The organism is Tabrizicola sp., assembly GCF_016793705.1.
Lineage (GTDB): Bacteria > Pseudomonadota > Alphaproteobacteria > Rhodobacterales > Rhodobacteraceae > Tabrizicola.
The window spans coordinates 1-17,610 of record NZ_JAEULO010000023.1 but is presented as its reverse complement, the minus strand read 5'-3'; the positions used below and the strand labels follow the sequence as shown (position 1 = coordinate 17,610).

19 protein-coding genes, 1 tRNA gene and 1 pseudogene are annotated in these 17,610 nt (G+C 65.8%); 11 read left to right on the top strand and 10 right to left on the bottom strand.

Annotated elements, in window-relative coordinates:
* Positions 1-9: 9 nt before the first annotated feature.
* Complete coding sequence (uvrB, locus tag JNJ68_RS04620) at positions 10-2,193, bottom strand: excinuclease ABC subunit UvrB (RefSeq protein ID WP_294979588.1); 2,184 nt, start codon at positions 2,191-2,193, stop codon at positions 10-12.
* A gap of 137 nt (positions 2,194-2,330) precedes the next feature.
* Here uvrB and JNJ68_RS04615 point away from each other — a divergent pair, with 137 nt between their 5' ends.
* From JNJ68_RS04615 to JNJ68_RS04600, 4 genes are all read left to right on the top strand, one after another.
* Positions 2,331-3,191 (top strand): methyltransferase domain-containing protein, encoded by an 861-nt coding sequence (locus JNJ68_RS04615; RefSeq protein WP_294979585.1) that lies wholly within the window; start codon positions 2,331-2,333, stop codon positions 3,189-3,191.
* Positions 3,192-3,411: 220 nt separating this feature from the next.
* The gene (locus JNJ68_RS04610) at positions 3,412-3,723 is read left to right on the top strand and encodes an ETC complex I subunit (protein ID WP_294979583.1); all 312 of its coding nucleotides are present in this window, start codon (positions 3,412-3,414) and stop codon (positions 3,721-3,723) included.
* Between the two features lie 61 nt (positions 3,724-3,784).
* Positions 3,785-4,243, top strand: coding sequence for a GNAT family N-acetyltransferase (locus JNJ68_RS04605; RefSeq protein WP_294979581.1), 459 nt, complete (start codon positions 3,785-3,787; stop codon positions 4,241-4,243).
* A gap of 31 nt (positions 4,244-4,274) precedes the next feature.
* Positions 4,275-4,351: transfer RNA gene (locus tag JNJ68_RS04600), tRNA-Arg, on the top strand.
* Between the two features lie 66 nt (positions 4,352-4,417).
* Here JNJ68_RS04600 and JNJ68_RS04595 read toward each other — a convergent pair.
* From JNJ68_RS04595 to JNJ68_RS04580, 4 genes are all read right to left on the bottom strand, one after another.
* The gene (locus JNJ68_RS04595) at positions 4,418-5,656 is read right to left on the bottom strand and encodes a mandelate racemase/muconate lactonizing enzyme family protein (RefSeq protein ID WP_294979579.1); all 1,239 of its coding nucleotides are present in this window, start codon (positions 5,654-5,656) and stop codon (positions 4,418-4,420) included.
* Positions 5,657-5,935: 279 nt separating this feature from the next.
* Complete coding sequence (locus JNJ68_RS04590; RefSeq protein WP_294979577.1) at positions 5,936-6,712, bottom strand: alpha/beta fold hydrolase; 777 nt, start codon at positions 6,710-6,712, stop codon at positions 5,936-5,938.
* A complete protein-coding gene (locus JNJ68_RS04585) occupies positions 6,709-7,674 on the bottom strand; it encodes a threonine/serine dehydratase (protein WP_294979575.1) in 966 nt (321 codons plus the stop codon). Before JNJ68_RS04585 ends, JNJ68_RS04590 begins: the two co-directional genes overlap by 4 nt.
* Positions 7,671-8,498 carry an alpha/beta hydrolase gene (locus tag JNJ68_RS04580; protein ID WP_294979572.1) on the bottom strand — a complete coding sequence of 276 codons (828 nt, stop codon included), beginning with the start codon at positions 8,496-8,498 and terminating at the stop codon, positions 7,671-7,673. Before JNJ68_RS04580 ends, JNJ68_RS04585 begins: the two co-directional genes overlap by 4 nt.
* Positions 8,499-8,626: 128 nt before the next feature.
* On the opposite strand from JNJ68_RS04580, the gene JNJ68_RS04575 reads away from it, so the two are divergent.
* The 3 genes from JNJ68_RS04575 (at position 8,627) to JNJ68_RS04565 (ending at position 13,044) form a co-directional block, all read left to right on the top strand.
* Complete coding sequence (locus tag JNJ68_RS04575; RefSeq protein ID WP_294979754.1) at positions 8,627-10,408, top strand: ABC transporter transmembrane domain-containing protein; 1,782 nt, start codon at positions 8,627-8,629, stop codon at positions 10,406-10,408.
* A 110-nt stretch (positions 10,409-10,518) separates the two neighbouring features.
* Entirely contained in the window at positions 10,519-12,411 is a 1,893-nt protein-coding gene (locus JNJ68_RS04570; RefSeq protein WP_294979569.1) for an acyl-CoA synthetase, read from the top strand.
* A gap of 108 nt (positions 12,412-12,519) precedes the next feature.
* Positions 12,520-13,044, top strand: a complete 525-nt coding sequence (locus JNJ68_RS04565; RefSeq protein ID WP_294979566.1) for a hypothetical protein — start codon at positions 12,520-12,522, stop codon at positions 13,042-13,044.
* Here the strand turns inward: JNJ68_RS04565 and dtd are convergent, their stop codons facing one another.
* The 4 genes from dtd to JNJ68_RS04545 are packed head-to-tail and all read right to left on the bottom strand — an operon-like array spanning position 13,045 to position 15,758.
* On the bottom strand, positions 13,045-13,488 hold the full coding sequence (gene dtd, locus JNJ68_RS04560) for a D-aminoacyl-tRNA deacylase (RefSeq protein ID WP_294979563.1): 444 nt from the start codon (positions 13,486-13,488) through the stop codon (positions 13,045-13,047). It lies immediately after the preceding gene.
* Positions 13,485-14,408, bottom strand: a complete 924-nt coding sequence (locus tag JNJ68_RS04555) for a carbohydrate kinase (RefSeq protein WP_294979561.1) — start codon at positions 14,406-14,408, stop codon at positions 13,485-13,487. Before JNJ68_RS04555 ends, dtd begins: the two co-directional genes overlap by 4 nt.
* A gap of 40 nt (positions 14,409-14,448) precedes the next feature.
* Complete coding sequence (locus tag JNJ68_RS04550) at positions 14,449-15,414, bottom strand: phosphoribosylaminoimidazolesuccinocarboxamide synthase (protein WP_294979559.1); 966 nt, start codon at positions 15,412-15,414, stop codon at positions 14,449-14,451.
* Between the two features lie 50 nt (positions 15,415-15,464).
* A complete protein-coding gene (locus JNJ68_RS04545) occupies positions 15,465-15,758 on the bottom strand; it encodes a hypothetical protein (RefSeq protein WP_294979557.1) in 294 nt (97 codons plus the stop codon).
* A 146-nt stretch (positions 15,759-15,904) separates the two neighbouring features.
* Between JNJ68_RS04545 and JNJ68_RS04540 the strand changes: the two genes are divergently transcribed.
* From JNJ68_RS04540 to JNJ68_RS04525, 4 genes are all read left to right on the top strand, one after another.
* Positions 15,905-16,039 carry an entericidin A/B family lipoprotein gene (locus JNJ68_RS04540; protein WP_294979556.1) on the top strand — a complete coding sequence of 45 codons (135 nt, stop codon included), beginning with the start codon at positions 15,905-15,907 and terminating at the stop codon, positions 16,037-16,039.
* A 131-nt stretch (positions 16,040-16,170) separates the two neighbouring features.
* Positions 16,171-16,371, top strand: a complete 201-nt coding sequence (locus JNJ68_RS04535; protein WP_294979553.1) for a hypothetical protein — start codon at positions 16,171-16,173, stop codon at positions 16,369-16,371.
* Between the two features lie 122 nt (positions 16,372-16,493).
* Entirely contained in the window at positions 16,494-16,787 is a 294-nt protein-coding gene (locus JNJ68_RS04530; protein ID WP_294979550.1) for a type II toxin-antitoxin system Phd/YefM family antitoxin, read from the top strand.
* Entirely contained in the window at positions 16,784-17,047 is a 264-nt protein-coding gene (locus JNJ68_RS04525; RefSeq protein ID WP_294979548.1) for a type II toxin-antitoxin system mRNA interferase toxin, RelE/StbE family, read from the top strand. Before JNJ68_RS04530 ends, JNJ68_RS04525 begins: the two co-directional genes overlap by 4 nt.
* A gap of 446 nt (positions 17,048-17,493) precedes the next feature.
* On the opposite strand, the pseudogene JNJ68_RS04520 reads toward JNJ68_RS04525, so the two are convergent.
* Positions 17,494-17,610, bottom strand: a pseudogene (locus JNJ68_RS04520) (IS5/IS1182 family transposase); the annotation flags it as partial.

The window sequence follows — 17,610 nt, the reverse complement described above, 5'->3', positions numbered from 1 at the left end:
TGTTGCGCGCTACCTCCGCCCCCTGCTCCTTTTCCCTCCCCGCTGCCCGGCCCGGCCGCCGGTGGAGCGGCCCGACATCTTCGTGGCCTCCACCACCGCCTCTTCCACCGCCTCCTGCCGCGCGAACGGGTCGTCGGCGACCGCAAGCTCCACCGCCTCCAGCCGCTTGACCTCGTCGCGCAGGCGGGCGGCTTCCTCGAACTCCAGGTTCTCGGCCGCCTTGCGCATCTGGGCGCGGAGTGCATCCAGATGGGCGGCAAGGTTCTGGCCGACCATCGGCTTGTCGATGCGGGTCGTCACACGGCTCTGGTCGGTGTCGCCCTGCCAGAGACCGGCCAGCACATCCTCGACGTTCTTCTTCACGGTCTCGGGCGTGATGCCGTTCGCGAGGTTGTAGGCCATCTGCTTTTCGCGGCGGCGGTTGGTTTCGGCCAGGGCGCGCTCCATGCTGCCGGTGATCCGGTCGGCATACATGATCACCCTTCCGTCGGCGTTCCGTGCAGCGCGGCCGATGGTCTGGATGAGCGAGGTTTCCGAACGCAGGAAGCCCTCCTTGTCGGCGTCGAGGATCGCCACGAGCCCGCATTCCGGGATATCCAGCCCCTCGCGCAAAAGGTTGATCCCGACCAGCGCGTCGAAGGCGCCGAGGCGGAGGTCGCGCAGGATCTCGATCCGCTCGATCGTGTCGATGTCGGAATGCATGTAGCGGACGCGGATGCCCTGTTCGTGCAGGTAGTCGGTCAGGTCCTCGGCCATGCGCTTGGTCAGGACGGTGACGAGGGTACGCAGGCCCCGGGCCGACACTTTCCGGATTTCGTCGAGAAGATCGTCGACCTGCATCTCGACCGGGCGGATCTCGACCGGCGGATCCAGAAGCCCGGTCGGGCGGATGACCTGTTCGGTGAAGACGCCGCCGGTCTGTTCCAGTTCCCAGGCGGCGGGGGTGGCGGAGACGAAGACCGACTGCGGGCGCATCGCGTCCCATTCCTCGAACTTCAGCGGGCGGTTGTCCATGCAAGACGGCAGGCGGAAGCCATGCTCGGCCAGGGTGAACTTGCGGCGGAAGTCGCCGCGATACATGCCGCCGATCTGCGGGACCGAGACGTGACTTTCGTCGGCGAAGACGATGGCATGGTCGGGGATGAATTCGAAGAGCGTGGGCGGCGGCTCTCCGGGTGCGCGGCCGGTGAGGTAGCGGGAATAGTTCTCGATCCCGGCGCAGGAGCCGGTGGCCTCCAGCATCTCCAGATCGAAGCGGGTGCGCTGTTCCAGACGCTGCGCCTCCAACAGTTTTCCTTCGGATTCCAGCTGCTTGAGCCGGTGGAACAGCTCGTCCTTGATGCCGGTGATCGCCTGTTGCAGCGTGGGCCGGGGCGTGACGTAGTGGCTGTTGGCGTAGATGCGGATCTGCTTGAAACTGTCGGTCTTGGCCCCTGTCAGGGGGTCGAATTCGGTGATCGCCTCCAGCTCCTCGCCGAAGAAAGAAAACCGCCAGGCGCGGTCTTCCAGGTGGGCAGGCCAGACCTCCAGGCTGTCACCCCGCACCCGGAAAGCACCGCGCTGGAAGGCGCCGTCGAGGCGGCGGTATTGCTGGGCGACCAGTTCCGCCATCACCTTGCGCTGGTCGTAAAGCTGGCCGGTGATCAGGTCCTGCGTCATCGCCGAATAGGTTTCCACCGAGCCGATGCCGTAGATGCAGGAAACCGAGGCAACGATGATCACGTCGTCGCGTTCCAGAAGCGCCCGGGTGGCCGAGTGGCGCATCCGGTCGATCTGTTCGTTGATCTGCGATTCCTTCTCGATATAGGTGTCGGTGCGGGCGACATAGGCTTCGGGCTGGTAGTAGTCGTAGTAGCTGACGAAGTATTCCACCGCATTGTCGGGAAAGAAGCCCTTGAATTCGCCGTACAATTGCGCGGCAAGGGTCTTGTTGGGCGCGAGGATGATCGCCGGGCGCTGGGTCTCCTCGATCACCTTGGCCATGGTGAAGGTCTTGCCGGTGCCGGTCGCACCCAGAAGTACCTGGTCACGGTCGCCTGCCTTCACGCCCTGGGACAGCTCGACTATGGCAGTGGGCTGGTCGCCAGCGGGCTGGAAGGGGGTGGAAAGGACAAAGCGCCGCCCTCCCTCCAGCTTGGGCCGGGTCAGCACCTCGGGGCGTTCGGTAAGGGCGTTCGAGTTGTTGTGCGGCATGAGGCAGCCTTCGGGGGAGTCGGGACAGGACAGATTTGATCCGTTTTTGTTCTAGTTCAAGCGGTGATCCGCGTCCGGGGGCGAAACCGTTGCCGAAAGCCGGGCAAGCGGCTAAGGCTCGCCGTCAGAGGTGACTGATGGCTGAAAAGATCGACACGCGCGCCGTGGGGCTGGATGTGGGGCTGGCGTTCATCCGCTGGCTGACCGGGGCGGAGAACCTGCATTACGGGCTCTGGACGGGCCTTGAGGTGACGGCGGGCAACCTGCGGGCAGCACAGGACGGCTACACCGCGAAGCTTTTCGGCTACCTGCCGGAAGGTCCCTTGCGCATCCTCGACATCGGCGGTGGGGCGGGAGAAACGGCGAAGAAGCTTCTTGCGCTGGGGCATTCGGTGGAAATCGTCGTGCCCTCGCCCTTCCTCGCGATGCGCTGCCGGGAAACGGCGAAGGGCGCGGTAGTGCATGAGACCACCTTCGAGGCGTTCCAAGGCCGGGGCCCCTATGACCTCTGCCTTTTCTCGGAAAGCTTCCAGTACATCCCCTTGGCCGAAAGCCTGCCGAAATGCGCGCTGCTCTTGGCGCCGGGCGGCAAGGTGCTGATCGCCGACTGCTTCCGGACCGAAGCCTACCGGGGCCGCAAGGCCAAGGGTCCGCAGCCCGGAGGCGGGCATCGGCTGGCGGTTTTCCAGGAGGCGGTCGCGGCGTCGCCCTTCACGGTCGAGGCCGAGGAGGACATCACCGACGCCGTCGCGCCCTCCATCGACCTTGAACAGTCCCTGTTCCATGTGCTCGGCCACGGCGTCACCCGCGTCTCGGACGAGATTCGCAGCAAGCGGCCCACCGCGCATTGGGCACTGGCGAAAGGGATCGGGCTGTTCCTGTCGCGCAAGAGGCGCGAGAACCTGATGCAGCGGCTGACCGGCACGACCCGGACCGCCGAGTCCTTCCGTCTTTACAACCGCTACCAGATCATCCGGCTTCACCGCCGCGAGGACTGACCCAAAACAGGGTGTTGGAAAAGATACAACTTTAGGTTGATATGCGCCGGAAATTCGGCCAGACTGGTCGGGCAAGCAGCAACTGAAGCTGCCGGTCGGCGTCGACCCTACCCACCCCACACTCCCCGACGCCGGCCGGCAGCCTTTTCCGCCACAGGTGAGGCTTGCGCTTTCCCGAAGGCTTCGGCTAACACGGGGCGCAGCTTCGGAGGATTGTCCCATGCGCGCCCGCATCTACCAGCCCGCCAGGACCGCCATGCAGTCCGGCACCGCCAAGACCCACCAATGGGTGCTGGAATTCGCCCCGGCATCTGAGCGCGAGGTCGATCCGCTGATGGGCTGGACCTCGTCCTCGGACACCCAGGCCCAGGTGAGACTGAAGTTCGACACGCGCGAGGAAGCCCAGACCTATGCCGCCGAGAGGGGGCTGGAGTTCGACCTCGTGGAACCGAAGCCACGCAAGGCCAACATCCGCCCGCGCGGCTATGGCGAGAATTTCGCCACCGACCGCAAGGGCGCCTGGACGCATTGATTACCCGCCGGGGTTGCCAGTCTGCGCCGGGCGGGGCAGGAAGGGCGCAAGGAGCCCGTCCATGATCATCGCCGAAGAGCACCCGCTGACCCCTGATCTGGAGCTGCTGTTCCAGCGTCACACCGCGGACATGCATGCCGACACACCACCCGAATCGATTCACATGATGGACAAGGGGGCGCTCGCGGCACCGGGCATCCGGTTCTTCGTGCTGCGCGACGCGGGCGAGCCATTGGCCATGGGGGCTTACAAGCCGATCGACACGACCCATGCCGAGATCAAGTCGATGCATGTCCTGACCGAGGCGCGCGGCCGCGGCCTGTCGAAGGCGATGCTGGACCATCTGGTCAGTGCCGCGCGGGCCGAGGGCTTCACTCGGCTGAGCCTGGAGACCGGGGTGCAGCCGACCTTCGTGGCGGCGCGGGCGCTGTATGGCCGGGCGGGGTTTCAGGACTGCCCGCCGTTCGAGGGTTATTCGGACGATCCGAATTCGGTCTTCATGACGAAGATGCTTGCCTGATCTGTGGCCTTGGCCCAAAAGGGCGCGGCGCGGGCTCGTAGCTCAACTGGATAGAGCAAGGACCTTCTAAGTCCGAGGTTGAGGGTTCAAGTCCTTCCGGGCCCGCCATTTTCCCGACAAGAGAGCCGTCCTCGGGGCATCGAACCCCTCGGACGGCGTTGCCACGGACGACGGTCAGGTCGGGGTCGAGGGCGCGCCACCCTCGAAGCGGTTGCCGTGACGGTAGTCGCAAGGCGCCTCCTGCATCTGAAGATGCAGGGCCGTGCCGGTGTAGGGATGCGCGCGGGCGACATCCTCGTCGAAGTCGATGCCAAGGCCAGGGGCTTCGGGCGGCAGGATGTAGCCGTCTTCCCAGCGGATCGACTTTCGGATCAGCTTCTGGTGGAAGGCGCCGCCGGTCTCGATGGTTTCGGCGATCAGGAGGTTCGGGATCGAGGCGGAAAGGTGGATGTTCGCCGCCCATTCCACCGGACCTGCGTAAAGGTGCGGGGCCATCTCGGCGTTGAAGATTTCGGCTATCGCAGCAATCTTCTTCGCCTCCCAGATGCCGCCAACCCGGCCCAGCGCCGGTTGCAGAATCTTCACCCCCCCAGCCCGGAGGAGGGTGCCGAATTCGGCCTTTGTGGTGAGCCGTTCGCCGGTGGCCAGCGGGACGCGGACCGATTTCGCGACTTCGGCGAATTCGAGGAGGTTGTCGGGGGGGATGGGTTCCTCGTACCAGAGCGGGTTGTAGGGTTCCAGTTCGCGCCCAAGCCGGATTGCGCCGGGTGTGGTGAACTGGCCGTGGGTGCCGAAAAGAAGGTCGACACGGTCGCCCACCGCCTCGCGGATCGCCTTGCAGAAGGCGACGGAGCGTGAAATGTCGGACAAGGCCGGTTCATGGCCGCCGCGGATCGTGTAGGGACCGGCAGGGTCGAACTTCACGGCGGTGAAGCCGAGGTTCATGAAGCGGACGGCGGCCTCGGCAGCAGCGTCGGGGCTGACCCAGAAGTCCGCGTTTTCCTTGCCCGGTTCGGGGTAGAGATAGGTGTAGCTGCGGATGCGGTCGTTCATCCTGCCGCCGAGGAGCGCCCAGACCGGGCGGCCCCTCGCCTTGCCAAGGATATCCCAGCAGGCGATCTCCAGCCCGGCGAAGGCACCCATGACGGTTGGGTCGGGGCGCTGCGTGAAGCCGGAACTGTAGGCGCGGCGAAACATCATCTCGATGTTTTCCGGGTTTTCGCCCTGCATGTGCCGTTCGAACACGTCCTCGATCACCGCGCGCATGGCCCTGGGGCCGACGGTGGAGGCGTAGCATTCGCCGTAACCCGTGATGCCGTCGTCGGTGGTGAGTTTCGGGAAGATCCAGTAGCGCCCGCCCCAGCCGGGGAATGGCGGCGCGACGACGAAGATTTCGAGATCCTTCAGTTTCATGTCTCGTCCCCTCTGGCTGGTGAGGAGGCAGGGGATTTACACCCCACTCTCTCCCTGGAGCAGTCTCGCCGAGACGAAGCTAGGAGGGAAGGCGGGTGCAGGCCTATTCATTCGCGACAGGATGTGGCGCGGATGGGATAGGCGTGGCGAAGGGGCAAGGCGCCTCCGGGTGGGGCCGCAAAGGTGGCAGGTTGTGGCGAATGTTCAAGCCAGAAGGCCTTTGTCGATCTAAGGATCAATTCTGTGTTTGAATTCTGTAACATCTGCGGCCCAGGCTCGTCAGAAATGGCCGATCCGGGTCAGGAATCCGAGCAGCGCGTCGGCGAAGGCATCGGGATGCGTCAGCATGGAAAGATGGCTGCCGCCGCGCAGCAGCTGGAACTGCGACCCGGCGATCAGGTCGGCAAGCTCTCGCTGCAGGTCCGGGGGCGTCTTGCGGTCATCTGCCCCCGCGAGGATCAGGGTCGGCAGCTTCAGGGTGGCTGTGGTCTGGAAGAAATCGGCCGTCGCGGTGGCGGAGGCGTAGCCCTGACAGCCTTCGGGGCGGGTGAGGTCCAGCATGGCGCGGGTCGGGGCAAGTGCCGACGAAGCCTGCCAGCGCGGGCCGAGGAGTTGGGCACATTCGGCGTCAAGGTCGGGGCCATGGTCGCGCAGCCGGGCGAGGCGGCTTTCCCAGACGGCGGGGTTGCCGAAGCGGGTGGCCGAGCCGGTCAGGACCAGCGCGCGGACGAGGTCGAGCCGTTTGGCCGCCAGCCCCTGAGCGATCAGTCCGCCCTCGCCCGCGCCAAGGACGACGGCGTCCTTGAAAGCGAAATGGGTCATCAGGCGTTCGACATCGCGGATGAGCGTGCCCATCGCGTAGGGAGGTGCGGGGGTGTCGGAGTCACCATGGCCGCGCAGGTCGAGGCGGAGGGTGCGGGTTCGCAGGTGCGGCAAAAGCGCGTCCCAGAGCCGGTGGTCGAGGCCGAGGCCGTGGATCAGGACCAGGGGCGGAGCGGTTGCGGGGCCGGAAAGCTCGGCGTTGAGGCGCAGGTCTTCGAGCCAGACGAGGCTCACGCGAAGCGGTCCAGGGCGGCGGCGAAAGTGGCGGGGTCGACGTTGCCACCAGTAGCGACAGCGATGACGGTGCCGGGCAGGTCATCGCCGAACAGCGCAGCGGCGAGGGCGGCGGCTCCACCGGGTTCCAGCACGATGCGCAGGTGGGTGAAGGCAAGTGCCATCGCCTGCAGGGCCTGATCGTCGCTGATCACGGCGCCCGGCCCGGCAAGGCGCGAGAGGATGGGGAGGGTCAACTCGCCAGGGCTTGGTGTCAGGATGGCATCGCAGATCGAGCCGCTGGGCGCGGGGTTCCTCTCGCGTCGACCGCTGGCGAGCGAGCGGGCCATGTCCTCGAACCCCAGCGGTTCCGCCGTATGGACCCGCAGCCCCGGGGCGCGGGCCTCGAGCGCCAGCGCGATGCCGGAGGAGAGGCCCCCGCCCCCGCAGCAGACGAACACCGGGGCCTCCGCAACCCCGACCTCGGCCGCCTGCTCGGCGAGTTCCAGCCCCACGGTGCCCTGACCCGCGATGACCTGCGGATCGTCGTAAGGCTTGATCAGGGTGAGTCCGCGGTCGGCGGCGATGCGGGCGCCGATGGCGTCGCGGTCCTCGGTCGAACGGTCGTAGAGCACCACCTCGGCCCCGTAGGCGCGGGTGTTGGCGATCTTCACCTGCGGCGCGTCCGAAGGCATCAGGATGACACAGGGCGCGCCGTGGCGGGCGGCGGCATGGGCGACCCCCTGCGCGTGGTTGCCGGAGGAATAGGCGATGACGCCCCGCGCCCGCGCCTCGGGGGCAAGGGCGGAGACGGCGGACCAGCCGCCGCGGGCCTTGAAGCTGCCGGTGATCTGCAGGCATTCAGCCTTGACGAAGATGCGCCGGCCGATGGCCCTGTCGAGAAGGGGCGCGTTCAGAAGCGGCGTGCGGCGGACATGGCCGGACATGCGCCGGGCGGCGGCTTCGATCATGTCGATGTTCATGCCAGGCCCTTCAGGAAGGCGCGGATCAGGGCCACGGCTTCGGGCTCGTCGAGGAAGGGGATATGCGCGCGACCGGGGACTTCGGCGAAGGCCATGTCGGGGCGGCGGTCACGCATCTTCTGTGTGCTCTCGGAGGACAGAAGGTCGGAGTTCGCGCCCCGGATGAGGGCGAGCGGCAGGCCTGCGAGGGCGTCGAACAGAGGCCAGAGATCGACCGGCGGACCGTCGAAGGCTTTCAGGAAAGCCTCGCGCAGGACGGGGTCGTATGGGATGCGCAGGCCGTCTGGCGTTTCCACCGCCAGCTTCCGCGCCTCCTCCAGCCAGCGCGACATCGGTACGCCCTCGAAACCGGGGCTGCGGGACAGGCGGTCGGCGAAGCCCTCATACGTGCGGCCCGCCGGGTTGCGGCCGACATAGTCGGAGATGCGCGCCAGCCCCTCGCGGGCGATCTCGGGCCCGACGTCATTCAGGCAGAGGCCCAGCACCCGGTCGCGCGCCACGGCGCCAAGGACCATGCCGATCAACCCGCCGCGCGAGGTGCCAAGGATGGCGGCTTTCGCGACCCCGAGATGGTTCAGGAGCGCGACGGCATCCTTGGCCTCCTGCTCGACCGTGTAGGTGGCAGCGCCGGTCCAGTCGCTTTCGCCACGGCCCCGGTAGTCCAATCGGATCAGGCGGAGGGGGGGCAGATGGGGAATGAGGTAGTCGAAATCGGCCATGGAGCGGGTCAGGCCGGGCAGGCAGAGGAGGGGCAGGCCCTGCCCTTCGTCGCGATAGGCCAGGCGGGCGCCGTCTTCGGCGATGAAATGTGCGGTCTCGGTCATGGGCGCCACCGTGGCACGCGGGACGGGCGGGGGAAAGGGGCCCCCGGGGCTTTGGTCGCAGGTCGGGACGCTTGTGGCCTGCGGGATGGCAGACTAAACCCTTGCCCGAAGTCAGTGAGGCGGGCGGCATGTCGGACAGTTCAACAGTCGAGGATCGGCCGAAGTCAAAACGGGTGGGCGCCCTGCGGGGGCTGGTGCCGTTCCTGTGGCCCTATCGCGGCATGGCGGGACTGGCGCTGATGGCGCTGATCTTGACGGCGGGGATCAGCCTCGTGCTGCCCTTGGCGGTGCGCCGGGTGGTCGACGGGTTCAACACCGCGCAGGTTCAGCTTCTTGACAAGTATTTCGGCGCAGCGCTGGCGATTGCCGCGCTGCTCGCCGTGGGCACGGGGTTGCGGTACTACTTCGTGACCCGCCTCGGCGAGCGTGTGGTGGCCGACATCCGGCGCGCATTGTTCGATCGGGTCATGGGCATGTCGCCCGCCTTCTTCGAACGCATCCTTACCGGCGAGGTCCTCAGCCGGATCACCACCGACACCACGCTGATCCTCTCGGTGATCGGCTCCTCGGTCTCGATCGCGCTGCGCAACCTGCTGATCCTGCTGGGCGGACTGGTCCTGCTGCTCCTGACCTCGGCCAAGCTGACCGGGCTGGTGCTGCTGGTCGTGCCCGCGATCATCGTACCCATCGTCGTGCTGGGGCGCAGGCTTCGGGCGCTGTCGCGCGAAAACCAGGACTGGATCGCGGCTTCCTCCGGCTCGGCCTCCGAAGCGCTCTCTTCGGTGCAGACGGTGCAGGCCTTTACCCATGAGGCGGCGACGCGGGGCGAGTTCGCCGAAGTGACGGAGAAAAGCTTCGCCTCGGCCAAGGCGCGGATCAAGACGCGGGCAGTGATGACGGTGATCGTGATCTTCCTGGTCTTCGCCGGGGTGGTGGGCGTCTTGTGGATCGGGGCGCGCGACGTGCGCGAGGGGACGATGTCGGTCGGCGCGCTGATCCAGTTCGTGATCTATGCAGTGATGGTGGCAGGCGCCGTGGGGGCCTTGTCCGAAATCTGGGGAGAGTTGCAGCGCGCAGCGGGGGCGACCGAACGATTGGTCGAACTGCTCGGGACCGAGGATACCGTGCAGGACCCATTGCGTCCGGTGGCCTTGCCCCGTCCGGTGCGGGGCGAGATTTCGTTCGAGGATGTGACATTCCGCTACCCGGCCCGGCCGGAGGCTTCGGCACTGAACGGGGTCAGCCTGCATGTGAAGCCGGGAGAGACGGTGGCATTGGTCGGACCCTCAGGGGCGGGCAAGACGACCATCCTGCAACTTCTGATGCGGTTCTATGACCCGCAGGCGGGCCGGATCACGCTGGACGGGCTGGCGCTGCCGGACATGGCCAGGGCCGATTTCCGCCAAGCCATTGCGCTGGTGCCGCAGGACCCGGTGATCTTCGCCACCTCGGCGCGGGAGAACATCCGCTTCGGGCGGCTGAACGCGACCGATGCCGAGGTGGAGGCTGCCGCGAAGGCCGCCGCCGCGCATGAATTCCTGACCGCGCTGCCGCAGGGCTATGACAGCTATCTGGGCGAGCGCGGCGTGATGCTGTCGGGCGGGCAGAAGCAGCGGGTGGCGATTGCCCGGGCGATCCTGCGAGACGCACCGATCCTTTTGCTGGACGAGGCCACCAGCGCGCTGGACGCGGAAAGTGAACGGCTGGTGCAGGCGGCGGTGGAGAAGCTCGCCGAGGGGCGGACGACGCTGGTCGTTGCGCACCGGCTGGCAACGGTGAAGCGCGCCGACCGGATCGTCGTCTTCGACCACGGGCGGATCGTCGCGCAGGGCACGCATGACGAGTTGGTGGCCGAGGATGGGCTCTATGCCCGCCTCGCCCGGTTGCAGTTCACCGAAGGCGCGGTCTGACGTCGCGTCCCGACCGGCGCGGTCGGGACAAACCGACTTCACAAACCCGTTTCCCGCCCCCATCTTTGACGGAAGCCTGCGGCAACAGCGGGCCCTTGGGGGAGGAACCGATGACCACTTTCGCAACCGCTGCGGACCTGAAGGCCATTGAGGCCGAGATGCCCTGGGCCGACCGGGGCCAGGCACGGTCGATGTACGATTTCCTGACACGGACAAAGACGGCGCATGGCGCACGGCCCGCAGTCAGCTACCAGCTGCTTTCCGGCCCCGAGACGAAGAAGGTCACGCTGACCTGGGCCGAGTTGCACGCGAAGGTGACGCAGGCGGCGAACCTGTTCCGCTCGCTTGGCGTGGGCGAGAAGGACGTCGTCGCCTTCATCCTGCCGAACGCGGTGGAGACGGTGGTGACGCTCTTGGGCGGGGCGGTCGCGGGCATCGTCAACCCGATCAACCCGCTTCTGGAACCCGACAAGATCAGCGCCATCCTGCGCGAAACCGGCGCGAAGGTCGTGGTCACGCTGAAGCCCTTCCCGAAGACCGACCTGGCGCAGAAGGTGGCCGAGGCGGTGCAGTTCGCGCCGAACGTGAAGACGGTGCTGGAGGTGGACCTCGTCCCCTACCTGTCGGGGCTGAAGAAGGTGATCGTGCCGCTCATCCGGCCGAAGAACCCGGTGAGCCACACCGCGAACGTCAAGGATTTCCGGGTCGAGATGGCGCGGATGCCCGCCGACAAGCTGACCTTCACCGACAGCCAGGACGACCGCGTCGCCGCCTATTTCCACACCGGCGGCACCACCGGGATGCCCAAGGTCGCGCAGCACAAGCTTTCCGGTATGGTCTACAACGGCTGGCTGGGGGCAACGCTTCTGTTCAAGGCGACCGATGTGGTGATCTGCCCGCTGCCCTTGTTCCACGTCTTCGCCTGCTATCCGATCCTGATGTCGATGATCGGCTCGGGCGCGCATGTCGTGTTCCCCACCCCGCAGGGCTATCGCGGCGAAGGCGTGTTCGACAACTTCTGGAAACTGGTCGAGCGCTACCGCGTGACCTACATGATCACCGTGCCCACAGCGCTCGCCGCACTGATGCAACGCCCGGTCAATGCCGATATCTCGACCTTGAAGAATGCCTTCTCGGGCTCATCCCCGCTTCCGGTCGAGCTTTACAACCGCTTCAAGAAGGAAACCGGGATCGAGATCGTCGAGGGTTACGGCCTGACCGAAGCCACTTGCCTCGTCTCGGTCAACCCGCCGGACGGTGTGAAGAAGATCGGCTCGGTCGGCTTCATGTTCCCCTATACGCAAGTCCGCATCCTGACCCGGCAGGGGGCGACGGATTACCGCGAATGCGCGGTGGACGAGGTAGGGGAAATCTGCGTCTCGAACCCGGGGGTCTACGAGGGCTCGACCTATACCGAGGCCGACAAGAACAAGGAACTGTTCGCCGAGGGCCGCTTCCTGCGCACCGGCGACCTGGGGCGGATCGATGCGGAGGGATACCTCTTCATCACCGGCCGGGCCAAGGACCTGATCATCCGTGGCGGCCACAACATCGACCCGGCGATCATCGAAGAGGCCCTGATGGGGCACGAGGCCGTCGGTTTCGTCGGTGCCATCGGCCAGCCGGATGCCCATGCGGGCGAGTTGCCTTGCGCCTATGTCGAGCTGGTCAAGGGCGCCTCGGCCACGGTCGAGGACCTGATGGCCTATGCTGCCAAGCATATCAGCGAACGGGCCGCGGTGCCCAAACATCTGGAAATCCTGTCGGAACTGCCGAAGACGGCGGTGGGCAAGGTCTTCAAGCCCGACCTCAGGCGGATGGCGATCACCCGGACTTATGATGCGGCGCTGGCCGGGGCCGGGATTCCCGCCCGGGTCAGTGCGGTGATCGAGGACAAGAAGCGCGGTCTGGTGGCGCAGTTGCAGAAGTCGGGTCCGGTCGAGGATGCGGCGGTCGGCACGATCCTCGGCCAGTTCTCGAACCCCTGGGAATGGGCGGCCTGAGCCGGCCACAGCGCGGCGTCTATCGCTTGCATGACAGCAAGTTTCATTTGCCTGAATCGCGCCCGCGCGCGAACATCCCGGCAAGGGACGTCTTTTCGGGAAGGGACTATGAGCATTCGCATGGGTTTGGCCGCTGCATTGATCGCGGCATCGACGGGGATGGCAGGCGCACAGCAATCGGAAGTCCTGTTCTCGCACAAGCATTGGCAGGTTTCGATTGTCGGATGGGATGACGGCTCGGTCGGCTGCGTGGCCGAGGTGAAGGCGCCGGGCGAAAGCTTCAGCATCTGGACCTTCCCGGACGGGGCGGTGCAGTTGCAGTTCTATTCCACCGCCTGGGAGTTCGGCCAAGGCCAGACCGCCGACCTGGGCGTGCAGATCGACCGCCGCGCACCGTGGAGCCTGACGGGGGCGGAACTCTATCAGAACTCGGTGCTGTTCTACCTGCCCGACAGCCAGGCCGGGATCAACTTCATCACCGAGGTCGCGCGGGGGAACCGGCTTTACCTGCGCGATGCGGACGGCGCCGATGTGCAGAACTATTCTCTGGCCGGATCCAGCGCCTCGATCGGCGCGCTGGTGGATTGCGGCGACGTGATCACCAAGCGGACGCCGGGCAATCCGTTCAACTGATCAGGGCTGGTCGGTGTCCATCCAGATGGTCACTGGCCCGTCGTTCACCAGACTGACCGCCATATCGGCGCCGAACCTGCCATTGGCGACCGGAACGCCTTCCTTTTCAAGCGCTTGACTGAAGTGAAGGTAAAGCCGCTCGCCCTCGGCCGGGGGCGCGGCGGTCGAAAAGCCGGGCCTGTTGCCGCGCAGGTCGGCGGCCAGGGTGAACTGGCTGACCACCAGCGCGCTGCCGCCGATGTCGCGGACCGACAGGTTCATCTTGCCCTGATCGTCCTTGAACACCCGCAGCTTGGCGACCTTGGCCGCCAGCTTTTCCGCCTGCGCCTCGGCATCCCCGGCCATGGCGCAGACAAGGATCAGGAAACCCTTGCCGGTCTGACCGACCAATTCGCCGCCGATCCGGACGCTTGCCTCGGTGACCCGCTGGAGGACGGCCCTCACAGCTCGTTCGCCCAGGGCGGGTTGGCCCCGGCGCGGCTGACGGTGACGGCTGCAGCCCGGGTGCCAAGGCTGAGGGCGGCGGTCAGAGCGGCGTCGCCGAGAGCGATCACCCCGGCCTTGGTCAACGCCCCGGCCTGATGCAGCGCGGCAAGGACGCCCGCGTTGAACGTGTCGCCCGCGCCGACCGTATCGACGACCGTAACCTTTTGCGCTGAAACAAAAATGTCCTGTGTGGCCGTCACCGCTCGTGCCCCCTTGGCGCCTTCGGTGATGAACACGACCTTCGGGCCCCTTGCCAGGATGCCCCGCGCCAGCGCGGTCAGGTCGCCCTGCCCTCCCAGCCAGTGCAGGTCCTCGTCCGAAAGCTTCACGATATCGGCCTTCGCCACCATCCGCTCGATCCGGGCGCGATACTCCGCCTCTTTTCCGGCGATGAAGCCAGGACGGATGTTGGGGTCGACCATGGTGACGCGGGTCTGGCATTCGCGGGCCTGCAGCGCCTCGTAGGTCGAGGCTGCTGGGTCGTTCACCAGGCTGATCCCGCCCAGGAACAGGGTCGAGATGATGGCCGGAAGCGTTGGCAGCTCGGCGATGGACAGCATCCGCCCCGCCGTCGCCTCGTCATAGAAGGCATAGGTCGCCTGGCCGTTCACCAGCTTGACGAAGGCCACGGTGGTCGGCCGGTCCGAGCGGGCAAGAAAGCGGGTATCGACCTTCGACGCCGTCAGGGTATCGGCCAGAATCTCGCCCAGCATATCGTTGGAAACACCGGAAAAAAACGCCGACGGCGCCCCAAGTCGGCCAAGAGCAATGGCGGTGTTGAAGACGGCGCCCCCGGCATAGGGGGCGAAGCAGGCCTCGCCTTGGGTCGAGGTCCTGGGCAGCATGTCGATCAGCGCCTCACCACAGCTGAGAATCATGGTTTCCCCCTTGGATTTGACAACTGTTAGCGCAAACAGGTCAGGTCGTGAAGAATCGCGTCAGGTTGGCCCGGATGCGGTCGAGCGGCGTGGCCCCGCTGGCATCGGGCACGAAGGTCTGGCCGGTGATCGCCTCGAACGCCTCGATATAGACCAGAGCCGTTTTCTCGATCATGTCCAACGGGATGTCGGGAACCTTGTCCTTGTAGGGATCGCAGCGCGCGACGACCCAGGAGCGGATCACATCCTTGTCGAAACTCGGCGGCCGGTCACCGCTTTCGAAAGCCGCCGGATAGCCCTTGGCGATCCAGTAACGGCTGGAATCCGGGGTATGGATTTCGTCGGCGAGAAGGATGGTGCCGTCCGCATCCGTCCCGAACTCGTATTTCGTATCGACCAGGATCAACCCGCGCTCCGCCGCCATCTGCTGACCCCTGGCAAACAGCGCCAGCGCCTTCTCGCTGACCTCGTCCCACTGCGATTTCGTCAGCAGACCGGTGGCGACGATCTCCTCTGCGGTCAGCGGTTCGTCATGCCCGCCGTCGAAGGCCTTGGAGGTCGGCGTGATGATCGCCTTCGGCAAGGGCTGGTTCGGGCGCAGGCCGTCGGGCAGGCGGTGGCCGTACATCTCGCGCTGGCCCTTTTGGTATTGGGTCAGGATCGAGGTGGAGGTGGTGCCCGCAAGGTAGCCGCGGACGACGATTTCCACCGGCAGGATTGTCAGCTTCCGGCCCAGGACGACATTCGGGTCCGGATAGGAGATCACATGGTTCGCCGCGATATCTTCCGTCTTTTCAAACCAGTAACGGGCAAGCTGCGTCAGCACCTGCCCTTTCCACGGGATCACCGCAAGGTTCAGGTCGAAGGCCGAGATGCGGTCAGAGGAGATCAGCAGGCGGGTGCCGTCGGGCAGGTCGTAGCAATCGCGGACCTTGCCGAAATAGGGGTTCGGAAGTTCGGGAATCCGGGCCTGCGGCAGGGTTCGCGAGAGGTCGATCTTCGGCATGGCAGGCCCCCGGTATCCGTGCCTGCTTCTTGGCGTTTCGGGCCTGCAAGTCAAGCCGGACAGTCGAGCGAGCCGCGCATTTCCCCGCTGTCGCCGGTCAAGGTCGACTCGCGCAGCGTGCAGCCCGTCACGCGCGGGATCAGCTCGATCATCGTGGCGCGGATGTCCTGATGCTCCCCCCGTCTGGCATAGCCGAGGCGGATGACCTCCACGCGCTCGCCCTTCTGGAAGATCGTGTAATCGCGGCCGTTCAGCGTGATGTCGGTGCGTTTGGCCCCGATGAACTCTGGCGCGGGTGAGGCGCCGCAGGCGGCAAGGAAGAGGAGAGGGATGAGAGCTTTCATCGGGTCAGCATGGCGGCATCCGGTTAACAAGGGGTTAAGCGTCTCTCGTGCAAGGCGGCATCGGCGGATGTTCCCTCTTCTGCGGCAAGGCGTGGAACGGGATGCGGCCTGTCCGGTTGAAAGGGCATGCAAATGAGGATCGAACCATGACCCGCACCCTTGCCCTCCTCGCCCTCCTGGGCCTTGCCGCCTGCGAAACCATCGAAGGCGCCGGCCGCGACCTTGAAACCGCCGGAGAGGCGATCACCGAAGAGGCGCAGGAGACCCAGGCCGGCATGTAGGCAGAGAGCCGCCGGTTTCGCGGCGGGCGATGGGTGGAAGGCTGCCGAACCATGGCCCCCGCCCTGCCTTGCCCGATGCGAAGGTTGCTGCGGGCGGGCAGGATCGGTTCCGTAAACCTGGAGGAAATCCGATGAAGATCGTGAAACTGTCTGGCCTCATGGCCATTGCCCTGTCCCTGTCCGGCTGCCTTGACACCGACACCGAACGTGGTCTTGCCGGGGCCGCAGGCGGCGCGGTGATCGCCGACGTGACCGGCGGCAGCGCCGTCACCGGCGCCGTCATCGGCGGCGCGGCGGGCGTGTTCTGCGATGACCTGGGGGTGTGCAAGTAAGCTTGCCAAGGAGCCGGGGTGAACCCCGACCTACGCGGGGCGGGCAACCGCCCCGTTCTGCTGCGCGGTTGATTTTGTACGAATGTGACGTATAGTACACTCTGTACAGAATGGAGGCGGCGATGATCGAGGTCACGGTATCGGAAGCTCGGGAGAACCTCGCCGATCTGCTGGGCAAGGTCCAGCACGGGCATGAGGATGTGACGATCAAGAAACACGGCAAGCCGGTGGCCGTGATGATCTCGCCCGAGGCGATGGCGTATTACGAGCGGCTGGAGGATGCGGAACTGGCTCGGGAAGTGGCGGCGATCTATGCCGATCCGGACTATGATCCGAATGAACGGTTCTCGCACGAGGAGGTCTGGGCCGAGCTTCTGGCCGCTGACCGGAGCGATCTGGACCATGGCGCGAAGTGACACGCTACCGGCTGGACTATGAGCCGAAAGCCCGCAAGCAGTTGCGCGCGATCAGGGACCGGCGGATACTCGTGGCTTTGGAGCGTGAGATAGCCGCGCTGGCCGATGATCCGAGGCCGCCGGGTTGCCTGAAGCTGGTCGGGCACAAGGACCACTGGCGGGTGCGGGTGGGGGACTGGCGGATCGTCTACCGGATCGAGGACGGGCGGCTGGTGGTGGTCGTCGTGCGGGTGGCGCCGAGGAGTGGGGTGTATGGGTAGGGGGTGGGCGGTGGGTTGGCACCCACCCTACACTTGCTGCGAGACCATTGAGGGCGCGGGCAAGGACCTGGAAAAAGCCGGGGAAGAGAGTAGCGAAGAGGCGAATGAGGTTCAGGCGGGGAAGCGAGGGTGGGTGGAGCACACCACGACACGTTGGACGGCGTGGGTGGAGTTAGTGCATATGAACGCGCACCCTCCTCTGGAATTCTATTTGCCACAATCCGGCGTAATCGACCTTACGATACTCCGTTCAACAAAAGCAACATGCGTCGCGCCGGGTCCAAATTCAACGACTTCAAATGGTGACTGGGGGACGATTGAAAAGAGAAGGCCATGATCTGTCTCGCCAATGATTGCAGCGAGAAAATTTCCCTCAGAAGTACGAACGCACAACATTCTTCCACTTGTAAGTGTCGTGAACCTTAGGGTCAGGACTCGTTCTCGCATCATAACCAGAACATGACCGTTGCGGCGAGGGCGACAGCGGAGAGGAAGACCTTCGGGCATCTGTCGTAGCGTGTTGCGATCCGCCGCCAGTCCTTGAGCCGCCCGAACATGATCTC

Bases quoted from the DNA above. Each gene is read 5' to 3' on its own strand.
- JNJ68_RS04580 (WP_294979572.1), bottom strand. From the start codon at position 8,498: ATGACCGAGACCGCACATTTCATCGCCGAAGACGGCGCCCGCCTGGCC.
- uvrB (WP_294979588.1), bottom strand. From the start codon at position 2,193: ATGCCGCACAACAACTCGAACGCCCTTACCGAACGCCCCGAGGTGCTG.
- JNJ68_RS04615 (WP_294979585.1), top strand. From the start codon at position 2,331: ATGGCTGAAAAGATCGACACGCGCGCCGTGGGGCTGGATGTGGGGCTG.
- JNJ68_RS04540 (WP_294979556.1), top strand. From the start codon at position 15,905: ATGACCCGCACCCTTGCCCTCCTCGCCCTCCTGGGCCTTGCCGCCTGC.
- JNJ68_RS04555 (WP_294979561.1), bottom strand. From the start codon at position 14,408: ATGATTCTCAGCTGTGGTGAGGCGCTGATCGACATGCTGCCCAGGACC.
- JNJ68_RS04535 (WP_294979553.1), top strand. From the start codon at position 16,171: ATGAAGATCGTGAAACTGTCTGGCCTCATGGCCATTGCCCTGTCCCTG.
- JNJ68_RS04565 (WP_294979566.1), top strand. From the start codon at position 12,520: ATGAGCATTCGCATGGGTTTGGCCGCTGCATTGATCGCGGCATCGACG.
- JNJ68_RS04595 (WP_294979579.1), bottom strand. From the start codon at position 5,656: ATGAAACTGAAGGATCTCGAAATCTTCGTCGTCGCGCCGCCATTCCCC.
- JNJ68_RS04605 (WP_294979581.1), top strand. From the start codon at position 3,785: ATGATCATCGCCGAAGAGCACCCGCTGACCCCTGATCTGGAGCTGCTG.
- JNJ68_RS04610 (WP_294979583.1), top strand. From the start codon at position 3,412: ATGCGCGCCCGCATCTACCAGCCCGCCAGGACCGCCATGCAGTCCGGC.
- JNJ68_RS04545 (WP_294979557.1), bottom strand. From the start codon at position 15,758: ATGAAAGCTCTCATCCCTCTCCTCTTCCTTGCCGCCTGCGGCGCCTCA.
- JNJ68_RS04550 (WP_294979559.1), bottom strand. From the start codon at position 15,414: ATGCCGAAGATCGACCTCTCGCGAACCCTGCCGCAGGCCCGGATTCCC.
- JNJ68_RS04530 (WP_294979550.1), top strand. From the start codon at position 16,494: ATGATCGAGGTCACGGTATCGGAAGCTCGGGAGAACCTCGCCGATCTG.
- JNJ68_RS04570 (WP_294979569.1), top strand. From the start codon at position 10,519: ATGACCACTTTCGCAACCGCTGCGGACCTGAAGGCCATTGAGGCCGAG.
- JNJ68_RS04575 (WP_294979754.1), top strand. From the start codon at position 8,627: ATGTCGGACAGTTCAACAGTCGAGGATCGGCCGAAGTCAAAACGGGTG.
- JNJ68_RS04585 (WP_294979575.1), bottom strand. From the start codon at position 7,674: ATGAACATCGACATGATCGAAGCCGCCGCCCGGCGCATGTCCGGCCAT.